The sequence below is a fragment of the Candidatus Eisenbacteria bacterium genome (assembly GCA_026388185.1).
Taxonomy (GTDB): domain Bacteria; phylum Eisenbacteria; class RBG-16-71-46; order JAFGJU01; family JAFGJU01; genus JAPLKG01.
Window position 1 is genome coordinate 29,135 of sequence record JAPLKG010000008.1, and the last position, 12,769, is coordinate 41,903.

Annotated in this window: 13 protein-coding genes, 6 tRNA genes and 1 other RNA gene; 17 read left to right on the top strand and 3 right to left on the bottom strand. The window is 57.0% G+C overall.

The annotated features are described in order from the left end of the window. Window positions 1-4: 4 nt before the first annotated feature. The 8 genes from NTX17_02850 to mnmA all read left to right on the top strand — a co-directional run bounded on the left by NTX17_02850 (window position 5) and on the right by mnmA (window position 7,524). The gene (locus tag NTX17_02850) at window positions 5-1,333 is read left to right on the top strand and encodes a C25 family cysteine peptidase (GenBank protein ID MCX5800312.1); all 1,329 of its coding nucleotides are present in this window, start codon (window positions 5-7) and stop codon (window positions 1,331-1,333) included. Next, the gene (locus tag NTX17_02855) at window positions 1,263-1,757 is read left to right on the top strand and encodes a hypothetical protein (GenBank protein MCX5800313.1); all 495 of its coding nucleotides are present in this window, start codon (window positions 1,263-1,265) and stop codon (window positions 1,755-1,757) included. The genes NTX17_02850 and NTX17_02855 overlap by 71 nt, the downstream gene beginning before the upstream one ends. A gap of 226 nt (window positions 1,758-1,983) precedes the next feature. Beyond that, window positions 1,984-3,192, top strand: coding sequence for a tetratricopeptide repeat protein (locus NTX17_02860; protein MCX5800314.1), 1,209 nt, complete (start codon window positions 1,984-1,986; stop codon window positions 3,190-3,192). Between the two features lie 101 nt (window positions 3,193-3,293). Then, the gene (locus NTX17_02865; protein ID MCX5800315.1) at window positions 3,294-4,016 is read left to right on the top strand and encodes a peptidylprolyl isomerase; all 723 of its coding nucleotides are present in this window, start codon (window positions 3,294-3,296) and stop codon (window positions 4,014-4,016) included. 233 nt (window positions 4,017-4,249) lie between these two features. Further along, complete coding sequence (locus NTX17_02870; GenBank protein ID MCX5800316.1) at window positions 4,250-4,720, top strand: RrF2 family transcriptional regulator; 471 nt, start codon at window positions 4,250-4,252, stop codon at window positions 4,718-4,720. Between the two features lie 3 nt (window positions 4,721-4,723). After that, on the top strand, window positions 4,724-5,908 hold the full coding sequence (gene nifS, locus NTX17_02875; GenBank protein MCX5800317.1) for a cysteine desulfurase NifS: 1,185 nt from the start codon (window positions 4,724-4,726) through the stop codon (window positions 5,906-5,908). An 18-nt stretch (window positions 5,909-5,926) separates the two neighbouring features. Beyond that, a complete protein-coding gene (gene nifU, locus NTX17_02880) occupies window positions 5,927-6,313 on the top strand; it encodes a Fe-S cluster assembly scaffold protein NifU (GenBank protein MCX5800318.1) in 387 nt (128 codons plus the stop codon). Beyond that, entirely contained in the window at window positions 6,310-7,524 is a 1,215-nt protein-coding gene (mnmA, locus tag NTX17_02885; GenBank protein ID MCX5800319.1) for a tRNA 2-thiouridine(34) synthase MnmA, read from the top strand. Before nifU ends, mnmA begins: the two co-directional genes overlap by 4 nt. Here mnmA and NTX17_02890 read toward each other — a convergent pair. The 3 genes from NTX17_02890 to NTX17_02900 all read right to left on the bottom strand — a co-directional run bounded on the left by NTX17_02890 (window position 7,525) and on the right by NTX17_02900 (window position 7,903). Further along, window positions 7,525-7,601: transfer RNA gene (locus NTX17_02890), tRNA-Arg, on the bottom strand. A 96-nt stretch (window positions 7,602-7,697) separates the two neighbouring features. Then, window positions 7,698-7,790, bottom strand: a tRNA-Ser gene (locus tag NTX17_02895). 27 nt (window positions 7,791-7,817) lie between these two features. Then, window positions 7,818-7,903, bottom strand: a tRNA-Ser gene (locus NTX17_02900). 214 nt (window positions 7,904-8,117) lie between these two features. Here NTX17_02900 and NTX17_02905 point away from each other — a divergent pair. The 9 genes from NTX17_02905 (at window position 8,118) to recR (ending at window position 12,769) form a co-directional block, all read left to right on the top strand. Further along, the gene (locus NTX17_02905; protein MCX5800320.1) at window positions 8,118-8,816 is read left to right on the top strand and encodes a hypothetical protein; all 699 of its coding nucleotides are present in this window, start codon (window positions 8,118-8,120) and stop codon (window positions 8,814-8,816) included. A 6-nt stretch (window positions 8,817-8,822) separates the two neighbouring features. Then, window positions 8,823-9,329, top strand: coding sequence for a tRNA adenosine(34) deaminase TadA (tadA, locus tag NTX17_02910; GenBank protein ID MCX5800321.1), 507 nt, complete (start codon window positions 8,823-8,825; stop codon window positions 9,327-9,329). Further along, a tRNA-Ser gene (locus NTX17_02915) sits at window positions 9,283-9,372 on the top strand. The genes tadA and NTX17_02915 overlap by 47 nt, the downstream gene beginning before the upstream one ends. A gap of 9 nt (window positions 9,373-9,381) precedes the next feature. Further along, a tRNA-Ser gene (locus NTX17_02920) sits at window positions 9,382-9,472 on the top strand. Between the two features lie 12 nt (window positions 9,473-9,484). Then, window positions 9,485-9,560 (top strand) — tRNA-Ala (locus NTX17_02925). An 84-nt stretch (window positions 9,561-9,644) separates the two neighbouring features. Next, window positions 9,645-9,911: signal recognition particle sRNA large type (ffs, locus tag NTX17_02930), an RNA gene on the top strand. Between the two features lie 60 nt (window positions 9,912-9,971). Further along, window positions 9,972-11,795 (top strand): DNA polymerase III subunit gamma/tau, encoded by a 1,824-nt coding sequence (dnaX, locus tag NTX17_02935; protein MCX5800322.1) that lies wholly within the window; start codon window positions 9,972-9,974, stop codon window positions 11,793-11,795. Between the two features lie 55 nt (window positions 11,796-11,850). After that, window positions 11,851-12,162, top strand: coding sequence for a YbaB/EbfC family nucleoid-associated protein (locus tag NTX17_02940; GenBank protein ID MCX5800323.1), 312 nt, complete (start codon window positions 11,851-11,853; stop codon window positions 12,160-12,162). 1 nt (window position 12,163) lies between these two features. Beyond that, window positions 12,164-12,769 (top strand): recombination mediator RecR, encoded by a 606-nt coding sequence (gene recR, locus NTX17_02945; protein ID MCX5800324.1) that lies wholly within the window; start codon window positions 12,164-12,166, stop codon window positions 12,767-12,769.

The following is a 12,769-nucleotide window of genomic DNA, read 5'->3' on the forward strand; positions in this document are numbered from 1 at the left end:
TAACGTGAGCCGGGAGCAATTACTTTTGGTTTCCAGCCTTGAGAAGCTCAGGCGGAGGTACGGCCAAGCAGGGCTCGACAGGCTAACGCGCTCGCTCGAAAGATATCGAGACTGCCTTTCTAAGAGAAAGATCGGGCTCACAGCCGCGTTTATTGACGACGGGGCCTCGATCACACAGTTTGGTCTCAAGCCTCTGAAGGCAATCACGTCTGCCTCCGCAAAGAATGCGATCGATCACATAGTTGCCAGGCTCTCGACGTCGCGTGATGCCGGTCCGGACTCGGCTCGCAACACTAGTCCCAAGACTGCACGCGATGCGAGACGAGAACCACCGCGGACAGTCACGCCAAGGCCGTCGCACGACTCCAACGTCTCGATATTGATTCTTGGAGGAGGTGAAGTGATCCCGTACTTCAGGTTGTCCAACCCCGCTTTTGATTCTGATAGTTTTGTGCTCTCCGACAATCCTTATGGTTGTCCAGGCGGGATCGTGAGCACCGAGAAGTGTCTTCTCCCGGAGAGGCCCGTGGGGCGCATGCCTGATGGAAGCGGGTCGGACGTTCACGTTCTACTGACCCAGATAGACACTGCTTGTGAAGGGGCCGTCTGGCTCTCCACCCATCCTCTCGGCCGGAAGAAGAGTTCGCTCGGTTACACGGCGGCGATCTGGAAGAGAGCGTCACGAGAGGTGTGGCGAGACATCGGCTTCACAGGGAATCTTAAGGTGTGTCCCCCTCTTTCTCACGTTGACGTCACGGCGGAGTGGTTTGGCGGCAAGAACTTTCTGTACTTTAACGTTCACGGCTCTGACACCGCCCCCTACTGGTTTGGTCAGGCCGGCTCGAGCTTTCCGACGGCACTCTCGCCCGTAAACGTCAATCGCTTGAGTCACGAGAAAAGCATGATTGTGACGGAGGCCTGCTACGGCGCCATAGAAATGGACAGAAACAGGGACACGTCAATCTCGCTTGCCTTTCTATCGTCCGGTTCTGCTTGTGTGGTCGGGTCGACTTGCACGGCTTACGGCGCACTCGCACCGCCAGTGAGCGAGGCGGATCTGATCGCACTGAACTTTTTCAGGAATGTGCACAAGGGCATGGCCTTCGGGAAGGCGCTTACCGGCGCCAGGGCACAGCTTGCCGCCCTGGCAGTTTCGAGACAAGGCTATCTGGACGAGGACGACAAGAAGACGCTTCTGCAATTCGTTCTGTTCGGAGATCCTACCGTAAGTATTTTACCTATTTCCCCAGGAAGTGGTGAGGATGCCAAAGACACTAGGCCCAACAGGGGGCTCAGGAAAGACCGAGCCAGCAAGAGTTTCAAGAAGGAGTGAAATCCGGAAGGGCGCGAAGAAGTCCGGCCCGAGAGAGGGGGCGAGAAGGCCCGCGGCAGGCGGGGTCGCGACGAGCCTCAGGGTAGAAGGAGGCGCGGGCAGACCGAAAGCCGTTGCCCCCCGTGTTCTGGACAGCGTCAGGAAGGAGATAGTCTCCAGGTTTCCAGAAATGAAAGGTGTGCGTCCTTCGGTCGTAAGACGCAAGGTGCCTGCCGACGTCGGCATAGTCGACATGATCGGAAGGATAAACGGTGAGCTCGGCGCAACGCTCGCAAGAATGAAGACGACCGCTCGCAAAGTAGAACTCTACTGCGCTTCTTTTGAGAAGAAGATCAAGACGTCGGGCGGCAGTACATTTCAGAAAATCGTGCGTGTGACCTTTGACAAAGAGGGTCACATACTCAAGCTGATCTCGTCTAAGTGACCGGACGCGCAGCACGGCACTCGTGCGCTGCTCGTGCCATCGCAGCAAGGGCACGTCGGGAAATGGTAGCGTCCAGTGTTTTGTGCAAGAGTCACTTTTGAGTGCGTGCGGCTTGACAAAGAACCAGGACCTCTGTTAGGTTTGTCGAAAGGCGAAAGTCTACTCTTTAGAGGCCAGACTGCAGAGGCTAGACTGCGGAGGTGCAGTCACGAAAGGAGTGAAGGAGATGCCTAGATTTACGGTGAGAGGTGTGCACCTCGGGTTTGTACTCCTGTTGGTCGCCTTTCTGATCTCCTGCGGATGCGGTCCTCGTGCAGCAAGTGTCAAGCCTTCCTTTGCCGCTGATACCGCAGTGGAGAAGAAGCCTGCCTCGGAGTCCAAAGAGACGGCGAAGCCGGTTACCTCCTTGCAGGACGAAGCGCGGAAGGCGTATCAGATGGGGGCGCAGTATGAGATCGACAAGAAGTACGTCGAGGCTGCTGCCGCCTTCAGGGACGCCATCGAACTGGACCCTGAATTCGCCGACGCCTACGCTCATCTTGGCTTCGCTCAGATAGAGCTCAAGGATTATCCCGAAGCCATTCATGCCTTCAAGAGGCTGTTGGAGATAACGCCGCAGGAGCCCGACAAACTGGCCGCTGTCCACTCGGACCTTGGTTACGCATACGGACTCAACAGGGATCTGGACCGTGCCATAACAGAGTACAGGAAAGTGGTCGAGCTCACTCCCCACAATTCCGAAGCATTTGCAACGCTTGCCTTCACGTACGGAGAAAAGGGACTCATAGCCGAGGCGGTCGCCGCATATCAGAGGTCCCTCGAGATCAGACCTGACAACAAGGAGACGATGAGGGCATTCGGAACGCTGTGCAGGGACAACAACCTGTTCGTTGAAGCGACCAACGTCTACGAACGACTCTACCGGGCCGACGAAAACGACGTTCAGGCCATACGGTCGCTGGCGTGGCTTTACTTGAAGCTTGAGGCGTATACTAGAGCGATCGACATGTACAAGAAGCTTCTTACTCTTGAACCCGAAGGCGCCGGCGAGAGGCTCAACCTGGCAATCGCATACGAGAAAAACTCGCAGCCCGACTCGGCTATTGTCCAGTATGAGAAGGTGATTCAGGTTCAGCCGGAAAACTCACAACTTTACTGTAATCTCGCTTTCCTTTATTCGGACGCCAAGAAGGCCGCGCAGGCGATCGAAGTCGCCAAGAAGGGTCTCCAGTTGAAGCCCGACGACGCGTGCCTGACGTGCGCTTGGGCAAGGGCGCTCGAGAAGATGACTGACTATGAGGGTGCGATCGAGAAGTTCCAACTCGTGGTGAATGATGCTCAGTGGGGCGATTACGCAAAGAAACAGATAGACAGACAGCAGAAGCTCATCAAGAGAAGAGAGGCATTGAAGGAGAAGGAAGAGCTCGGCTACTAGCAATTGTGCGCGGCCCTCGAGACCGGGTGCTCAGGGCGTTGGTTCGGCGACTTCCAGTCTGTTGTCTAAGGATCCGGCCCTCCCGGCCGACGGAGGAAACGATGAAACGCATTCTTGCTCTCGCTCTGATCGTGTCCGTCCTTCTTTTTCTGATCGGTCTTGCGGCTACCTGCACGTCCGCGGACGAGAAGGAGCAGCCCAAGAAAACGGAGCCTTCGGCCAAGTCCGAGGCAAAGGAGACTGGAAAGAGTACAGCCATGCAGAAACCCAACTCGGCCGACGAAGTAGCCATACTGGAAACCAACTACGGAACAATGGTGGCAGAGTTTTTCCCCAAGGACGCTCCTGGTCACGTGGCGAACTTCAAGAAGCTTGCGAGACAGGGTTTCTATGACGGAACCAAGTTTCACAGAATCATAAAGGGTTTCATGATTCAGAGTGGAGATCCGAACACGAAGGGCCCGAACGTTGACACCTACGGCACGGGCGGTCCCGGCTACACGATCAAGGCCGAATTCAACGCCAGAAAACACGTCAAGGGCATCCTGTCGATGGCAAGATCGCAGGACCCAAACAGCGCCGGCTCACAATTCTTCATCTGTCTGGCCGCACAGCCGGGGCTTGATGGCAAATACACGGTATTCGGGCAGCTCATTAGAGGTGCGGACGTGCTTGAGACTATCGGAAACGTCAAGGTAAAACCCGGTAAGTTCGGCGAGAACAGCGTTCCCGTGAATCCGGTATTGCTCAAGAAGGTGACGATCGCACCCAGATCGGAGCTCCAGAAGGCCAAGAAGACGGGACCGGAAGAGGGCACCAAGTAGTCGCGGTTCGACCGCGCCGGATGCCCCCCATCTTCAGAAAGGGAGAACGGCAAGTTCTCCCTTTCGCATTGCCCCAGGAAGTACTTGACGAAAATTGTCAACTAATGTATCCTGAGTGGCGCTATGGGACCGGGAAGGGTGTGTCTGGTCTATCCCGCCGCTAGAGACGGCGTCTGCAGGCTCGTGTATACATCCATCGGCATCCGCAAGGGCAACATCTAAAGAGGCACATTATGAGGCTCTCGACTGCGGCCGGACGCTACGGAGTCCGTGCAATGTTCGACCTCGCGCTTCACTACGGCGACGGACCGGTGCCCGGGAAAACGATCTCGGAACGGCAGAATATTACTCTTCCTTACCTCGAGCAACTCATGACGTCGTTGAGGAGAAGTGGGCTTGTGCGCAGCGTCCGCGGTCCGCACGGCGGCTACGTTCTGGCGCGGAACCCGTCCACCGTCAAGGTCGGAGAGATAATCAGATCCCTCGAGGGTCCCATCGAAATCACCTACTGTGTGGGTCAGACAGACCGGTCGAACAAGTGTTTGAACGCCGAGGGTTGCGTGAGTCAAATACTCTTGAGGAAGCTCAACGTACAGCTCAAGGCGGCGCTCGACAGCACAACGCTCAGCGATTTGTGTGCAGAAGCAGGTTCCGGTGTCTGTCCCACCGGAGGTTCTGCCAAGCGCGGAGTGAGGAGGAAGTAGTCTGTGCGTAAGGTGTATCTGGATCACAATGCCACGACGCCGGTACGCCCCGAAGTGATAGAAGCGATGCTTCCGTTCATGAGCGAACGCTTCGGCAATCCCTCGAGCGTTCACTCTTTTGGACAGGATGCGCGTGAAGTGATGGAAAGAGCGAGAGAGACCGTGGCCGGTGCCCTCGGGGCCAGGAAGGACGAGATCGTATTTACGAGCGGCGGAACCGAGTCCGACAACCTCGCAATCACCGGAACGGTCGGAGCTCTCTGCAAGAAGGGGAAGCACATAGTTACCAGCAAGATAGAGCATCACGCAGTCCTTGCCACGTGCGAGCATCTGGCAAGCATCGGCTTTGAAACAACCGAGGTGCCGTGCGACAAGTACGGCATCATTGACCCCGAGGACGTACGGCGTTCGATAAGGACTGACACCATTCTCGTCACTATTATGCATGCCAACAACGAGGTTGGAACAGTTCAGCCCGTGGAGCAAATCGCCGAGATCGTGCGAGGGAAGGGTATCGTATTTCACAGCGACGCGGTTCAGTCTTTGGGAAAAGTGAACCTCGACACGAGCAAACTCGCGGCCAATCTTCTTTCCGTCTCGTCGCACAAGATTTACGGTCCCAAGGGCGTGGGCGCGCTGTACGTGAGAAGAGGCACCCCCTTGTCTGCCACCACCTTTGGAGGCCATCACGAAAAGAGAAGAAGAGCCGGCACGGAGAACGTCCCCGGAATCGTAGGCTTTGCCAAGGCCGTCGAGCTTGCTTCTCGGGACATTGAGCCCAGAAACACGAAAATGCTCTCTTTGAGGAACAGACTCGAAGATGGCATAATGTCCACCATAGCCAACGTGAGGTTGAACGGGCACCCGACAAAGAGACTTCCCAACACGCTCAATGTCTCGTTTGAGTTCGTTGAGGGAGAATCTCTGGTCTTGAGCCTTGACATGGAGGGGATTGCCGTGTCGAGCGGCTCCGCGTGCACCTCCGGTTCCCTCGAACCTTCGCACGTACTGCTCGCCATGGGCGTGCCTCCGGATGTCGCACAGGGTTCGGTGCGATTCAGCCTCGGGCAGGACAACATCGAGGCCGACATAGATTACGTTCTCGAAATTCTGCCGCGCATTGTGGAGAGGCTGAGGAGTATTTCTCCTCTTTTCAAGAAGAGTGGCGCGGGAACTGGTGGAAGATAGAAGAAGGAGAGCAGGGGCATGTATAGCGAGAAAGTGATGGAGCATTTCAGGAATCCCAGAAACGTGGGAAGTATCGAGAATCCTGACGGAGTCGGCCAGGTCGGCAATCCGGTCTGCGGCGACATCATGAGGCTGGAAATCAAGGTCAAAGACAATCGCATCGAGGACGTCAAGTTCAAGACGTTCGGTTGCGGCGCCGCCATCGCTACGAGCAGCATGGTCACCGAGCTGGTCAAGGGCAAGACCCTGGACGAGGCGCTCGCCATATCCAACAAGACCGTGGCGGAAGCTCTAGAGGGACTGCCTCCGGTGAAGATGCACTGCTCGAACCTCGCCGCGGACGCTCTGCACAAGGCGATAGAAGACTATCTGGCAAAGCAAAAATCTCAGGGCACGACACCTTGAGTAGTTCATCGCGTCCACACCCCGCTCGCGTCGCGGTTGCCATGAGCGGCGGCGTTGACAGCTCCGTTGCCGCGGCCCTTCTCGTCGAGAAGGGCTATCACGTATTTGGCGTCACGATGAAACTGTGGTGCTACGGGGAGGCGCAGGCGAACACCAAGCCCTGTTGTTCGCTCGCCGCGATAGAGGACGCCAAATCAGTTGCGGCAAGACTCGGCATCTCCCACTACGTAATCGACCTCGAGAATTGCTTTGAGACTGAAGTCGTTCGCCCGTTTTGCCTGGACTACTCACGAGGGCGAACCCCGAACCCCTGCGTGCTGTGTAACGCGCGTGTGAAGTTCGGGGGTCTCATGGACAAGGTCCTCTCGATGGGGGCCGATTTCCTGGCCACCGGCCACTACGCAATCCTGGGGCGGAGTGAGAGCCCAAGTCCCGATCAATCGCGGGGGACGTCCGGCTCCGATTCTGGCGGAAGATGGCGCCTGCGCCGCGCCGTGGATCCCACCAAAGATCAGAGTTACGTGTTGTGGGGGATAGAAGAGTCCCGTCTTTCCAGGATTCTGTTTCCCCTGGGTGAACTCACAAAGCGGCGAGTGCGCGACGTTGCATCACGAATGGAACTCGATTCCGCGGAGCGCCCCGAGAGTCAGGACGTTTGTTTTGTAGAATCCGACTCTTGTGGCGAGTTTGTCGCGCGGCGGCTTTCTCAGATGGGTTTCCGGGTCTCCCCTGGACCCGTGACCGACGTCTCGGGCACTCAGCTCGGAACTCACGACGGACTCGTTCACTTCACCATTGGACAGAGGCGCGGCCTCGGTGTGTCCTCGAGTGAACGACTGTACGTCGTGGCCCTGAAACCGGAATCTCACACGGTGGTGATAGGTGAGAAAAGACATCTCTTGGCCAGAGAATTCGTCTGTTCCGACGTCAACTGGGTCACGGAGTTAGACTATCGGTTTCCGCTCGAAGCTTTTGTTCAGATTCGCTATACGCACGCCGCGGCGGAGGCGGAGATTAGCGTAGAGGAGAAGGTTGAGTCGGGTCGGCACGTCGGGGCAATAGAGGATGGGGCGAGCCCACACAAATTGAAAACGAGGCTTCGAGTCAGGTTCGAGAAAGAACAGAGCGCCATAACGCCTGGCCAATCGGCCGTCTTCTACAGAGGGGACGAAGTGTTGGGCGGGGGCATCATCGAACGAGTGTGTGGATGATGGTACGCCCAGGAGGATTTGAACCCCCAACCTTCTGATCCGTAGTCAGACGCTCTATCCAATTGAGCTATGGGCGCACCGGCGCTAAGGAACGAAGTGTTTCGCCTGTTAGTCTGGAGCTCTTCGCCAAGAAGATGACGGCCGCAAGTCGAATCTGGTTCGACAATCTTACGTGGCGGAGAGGGGGGGATTCGAACCCCCGGTGAAGATTTCGCCCCACAACCGCTTAGCAGGCGGTTGCCTTAAGCCATCTCGGCCACCTCTCCTGCCAGAGCGACTTGAAAAAAACTAACTGGCGGAGGGAGTAGGATTCGAACCCACGGACCTTGCGGTCAACGGTTTTCAAGACCGTCGCCTTAAGCCACTCGGCCATCCCTCCAAGCTTGTAGTTCTTTCGAACTCGCCCCGTGTGCTTCCTAAACTAGCAGCTAGAGAGCCCACTGTCAAGCCTCGTGGGTTTGTGGGGCGAGGTGCGGCGCCTCTTCGGTTTGTCGCCTCCGGTGTTGCCTCCGGTAGAGTTTGACAGCGCTCGCCTGGCGTGTTATTTTCCTTAGGACGCAGTGGCTAATTCAAACATTTGGTGGAGGCTTGCCATGAATAAGCTCGCATCTCTGTTGGTTCTTGTGGGACTGGGTGTTGTCACGGCACTTTTTCTTACGGGTTGCGCGGCCAGAGAGGCGGTTCATCCTCTTTTTAGCTACGTTGCTCCAGATTTCGGCAGCAGGGGGGTCAAGACCATAGCCCTCATGCCCCTTGTTGACCGCGGCGAGACCCAGAAGGCATCATCTATCGTGCTCCCCCTACTTGAAGCGCAGGCACTTCAAAAGAGCGCATACATCTTTCTTTCCCAGGAGGAGGTTGTCGGAAGGGCAATGAGCACGGGCTCAAAAGAGCAGTACGACAGGCTTGTTCTCAACTGGAGGAAGCAGAGCGAGCTCGGGAAGGAGAACGTCGTTTCCCTGGGGAAAGGAGCAGCCGCCGAGGCGTTTCTGTTCGGAGAAGTCTTTCGTTGGAGCAAAGAACAGATTGCAGGCAACGTCGAAGGCGCGTCGCAGACTCAAGTGGGAATAAAGCTTATGCTGATCAGCACCACGACCGGCGAGAAAATCTGGGAAGCCTCCGACGAACAAATGCTGAAGAGCGCATTCTACAGCCCCATATCCGGGATCGGGACGCACGTGGACGAGGCCGGCATGGTTAGGCAATCGTCTGGCGCCAGTGTACCTGAGCCGCCACCTTTTGAAGAGGTTGCCAGACGCGTGCTCGACGCTATTTTCAGAGTGTTCCCCTGATGCACGATGTACTCAAGCACTGAACAGAACGACGTCCGGTGGATGAATCTTGCTCTGGCCGAGGCTGAAGAGGCTCGCGGCAAGGATGAGGTCCCAGTGGGGGCAGTCATCGTCCTGGACGGCAGGGTGATCGGGAGGGGACACAATCAGGTTGAGACTCTCAATGATCCTACCGCCCACGCAGAGATAATCGCCATTGGTGCTGCCGGCAGTTTTCTCGGGTCGTGGCGTCTCGAAGATGCTACCATGTATGTTACTCTAGAGCCCTGCGCCATGTGCGCAGGAGCGATTGTACTTGCAAGGCTCAAGAGGCTTGTGTTCGGCGCCAGGGATCCGAAGGCCGGAGCCTGCGGGTCTGTGATGGAGGTTATCGGCAACGCTTCTCTCAATCACAAGGTAGGTGTAGAGTCGGGCGTGCTTCAGGATGAAGCGGCCTTGCTGCTGAAGGAGTTCTTCGGGAGAAAGCGGAGAGATGCGAGAGCGGTTGAATCGGGCGGTCTCGAAAACCGCTAGGCGGGTAACTGCCTCGGGGGTTCGAATCCCTCTCTCTCCGCCACGATAGACCGGAGAGATGTCCGAGTTGGCTGAAGGAGCACGATTGGAAATCGTGTACTCAGGAGACTGGGTCGGGGGTTCGAATCCCCCTCTCTCCGCCAGAACACTTGTGTGGGGATGTAGCTCAGTTGGGAGAGCGCCTCGTTCGCAATGAGGAGGTCGGCGGTTCGATTCCGCTCATCTCCACCAGCGAAACTCGCGGGTGGATGACCGGCAGACATGCTCGGTAGCAGCGCATCTGACGCCGGTTATTCCTCCAGCAATGTGTTTCGGCCGTGCTAGGCGGGGAGTCAGCGGTGCCCTGTAACCCGCAATCCGCTATAGCGGGGCTTAATTCCCAGCCCGAGGCTTTCTTTTTCGGAAAGGCCTTGCGGGCAAGTGGCGTTGATAGCCAGGACCTGCGCAACCATGGCCCATGAACCCCGTCAGGACCGGAAGGTAGCAGCGGTAAGTGATCACCCTGGTGTGCCGTAGGCCTCCCTGACTGGAGTTAACTGCTCGCGCGGCCCCCGGGAAGTGAGGTCGAGGATGGGTGCACGGCCTAAGTAAACAAAGAGCCAAACGCGTCCGGGCGCGACCGTGACGAGCAAGGAGCCAAACTTGTCCTATCTCGTTCTCGCAAGAAAATGGAGACCCTCGACGTTCGAAGAGGTCGTGGGCCAGGCTCACGTCACAAGGACACTGGCCAACGCGATTGAGTCCGGCCGGGTAGGGCACGCCTATCTCTTCTCGGGTCCCAGGGGCGTGGGGAAAACAACGACGGCCAGGCTTCTTGCGAAGGCTTTGAATTGCCCCAATGCGAAAGGAGCCGTCCCCTGTAACGCCTGCGATGTCTGTCGCGAGATCACGATCGGAGTGAGCCTCGACGTCATCGAGATCGACGGCGCATCAAACAGGGGCATCGATGAGATACGCAATCTCAGGGAGAACGTGAAATACGCACCCACTGGGGGAAAATATAAGGTCTACGTCGTTGACGAAGTACACATGCTTACGGATGCCGCCTTCAACGCGCTTCTCAAGACTCTCGAAGAGCCTCCCCCTCACGTGAAGTTCATTCTGGCGACGACTGCTCCGCTCAAGGTGCCCGAGACGATTCTGTCTCGCTGCCAGCGCTTCGAGTTCGTTCGCATCCCCACACGAGACGTTTCCGCGCGACTCAAGGACATCTGCTCGGCGGAAGGCTTCAAGGTCAAGGACGATGTGCTCATTCTCCTTTCTCGAAGGGCGAACGGCAGCCTGAGAGACGCCGAGAGCATGTTGGATCAGCTCATTTCCGCCGGCCTTGAAGAAGCTCCGGAACTCGACGTTGCCCAACTACTGGGCTTGAGCGGCGCGGAGTCCTTCTTTTCCGTGATCGATGCAGTCAAGGCCAAAGACGCCCGTAAGGCTCTGGAAGCCTTGGGAGCGCTCTTCGACAAGGGTGCAAACCTCGACGAGTTTGCCGACGGCCTCATGGAACATCTGAGAAACCTCCTTCTCATCAAGATTCATCCGAATCTTGCTTCTCTTGTCGAAGCGAGCACCGGCCACGTGAAACGCTACGAAGAGCAGGCAAAGCAATTTAGTGAGGGAGACATTCTGCGCTTGATCAACATCGCGTCGCGAGCCTCCTTTTACGTAAGGCGAGGTGCCATGCCGAGGCTCCATCTTGAGATGGCAATAGTGGAAATGGCCTACCTCGATTCGACAACGCAGTTGAGTGAGTTGATTGATAGACTCGAACGTCTCGAGGTGAGCCTGTCGGGTCGAAGCGATGCCCCCGGTCAAGTCGACGGCCCAGGGCGAGCCGCGATGCGCCCCGGCCGATCCGAGGCGAGCGCTACGCCCGCGGGCGAGGCTGAGGGTACGACTGGCAAGACGACTCCGCCTGCTCAGGCTGAAGAGCCTGGGCGAACGATCGCGAGGGCGGCCGCCCCATCCGCAGAGGCTGAGGAGCCTGCACCGGCGATCGCCGAGCCGACCGAGACTGTCTCGACAGGAGAATCTGCGCGAGCGATTCCCAGGTCACCCGTCGAAGACCCCCAAGCCCGCGGCGAGGGAGTCACGCCGGAATCTCTTGAGAAGTGGAACCTGGTCTTGGCCAGAATAACCTCACGCAAGAAGTCGCTCGGTGTTTGTCTCTCCGTGGCGCGGTTCCTCGGGATTTCCCAAGGAAGAGTGCTTCTCGGTTTCAGGGAGGACAAGAGTTTCGAGCAGAGCATCGTCGAGCAAAAAGTGAACAAGAAGGTTTTTCAGGAGGAGTGCACCGAGGTTTTCAAGGCGACTCTTCGAGTGAGTTGCGTTAAGATTGAGCCGGATTCGGAAGAGACGCCGGAGGAAGTTTCTGCAGCCGAGAGCGGCAACAACAATGCGGAATCAAACGCAGGCGGTTCCCTAAAAACCATAATCGAGTATTTTGACGGAGAGATTATTGAGGAATAGTGTCGAAACCCTGGCGGGATAGTTTTCCTCGCGTCCCGCGCGTCATGAGGAGAAGATGAAAAACATTTCGTCGATAATGAAACAGGCGCAGAAGCTCCAGGAACAGATCGTGAAGCTTCAGGACGAGCTTGCCGACAAGACCGTTGAGGCGTCTTCGGGCGGCGGCATGGTGATCGTCGTGGCAAACGGCAAGCAAGAGATAGTCTCCATCAAGATTAATCCCGAAGTGGTCAACAAGGACGACGTCGAGATGCTTGAGGACTTGATACTGAGCGCCGTGAACGATGCCAAGAGAAAAGCGGAAGAGCTTGCCAAAGAGGAGTTGGGGAAGATTACGGGCGGTATGGTGCCGCCTGGGATGTTCTAAGATGAGCGCGAAGTTTGCGTCCGAATCCATCGAGAGACTCGTCGACGAATTTGTGAGGCTTCCAGGCATCGGCAGGAAGTCGGCGCAGAGGCTTGCGCTTTACATTCTCAAGGTCTCGCGGCCTGAAGCTCAGAGGTTCGCTTCGGCCATAATGGACGTGAAGGACAAGGTCGGATACTGCTCCGTTTGCGGCAACATCGCAGAAGCGCAAACATGTTCTATCTGCGCCGACGGGCGTAGAGAGACAGGAATGCTTTGTGTCGTCGAACAGCCTTCCGACATCATCGCCATAGAGAAGGCCGGCGAGTACAGAGGACTCTACCACGTGCTGTTGGGCGCGATTTCTCCGCTCGACGGGATCGGTCCCGACGAACTGAGGCTTCGGGAGTTGGTGAAGCGGGTCGGCGAGGAGGAACTCGACGAGATCATAGTCGCCACGAATCCCACGGCACAGGGCGAAACCACCGCGGTTTACATCAGCCAGTTGCTGAAGCCACACGGGGTCAAGGTGACTCGAATAGCGCGCGGACTTCCCGTGGGTTCTGATATCGAATATTGTGACGAGCAGACCCTCGCGAAGGCATTCGAAGGTCGAAAGGAAATATAG

Excerpts from the sequence above, each read along its gene's own strand:
- NTX17_02855 (MCX5800313.1), top strand. The coding sequence starts at position 1,263 with ATGCCAAAGACACTAGGCCCAACAGGGGGCTCAGGAAAGACCGAGCCA.
- NTX17_02860 (MCX5800314.1), top strand. The coding sequence starts at position 1,984 with ATGCCTAGATTTACGGTGAGAGGTGTGCACCTCGGGTTTGTACTCCTG.
- NTX17_02865 (MCX5800315.1), top strand. The coding sequence starts at position 3,294 with ATGAAACGCATTCTTGCTCTCGCTCTGATCGTGTCCGTCCTTCTTTTT.
- NTX17_02870 (MCX5800316.1), top strand. The coding sequence starts at position 4,250 with ATGAGGCTCTCGACTGCGGCCGGACGCTACGGAGTCCGTGCAATGTTC.
- nifU (MCX5800318.1), top strand. The coding sequence starts at position 5,927 with ATGTATAGCGAGAAAGTGATGGAGCATTTCAGGAATCCCAGAAACGTG.
- NTX17_02905 (MCX5800320.1), top strand. The coding sequence starts at position 8,118 with ATGAATAAGCTCGCATCTCTGTTGGTTCTTGTGGGACTGGGTGTTGTC.
- tadA (MCX5800321.1), top strand. The coding sequence starts at position 8,823 with ATGTACTCAAGCACTGAACAGAACGACGTCCGGTGGATGAATCTTGCT.
- NTX17_02940 (MCX5800323.1), top strand. The coding sequence starts at position 11,851 with ATGAAAAACATTTCGTCGATAATGAAACAGGCGCAGAAGCTCCAGGAA.
- recR (MCX5800324.1), top strand. The coding sequence starts at position 12,164 with ATGAGCGCGAAGTTTGCGTCCGAATCCATCGAGAGACTCGTCGACGAA.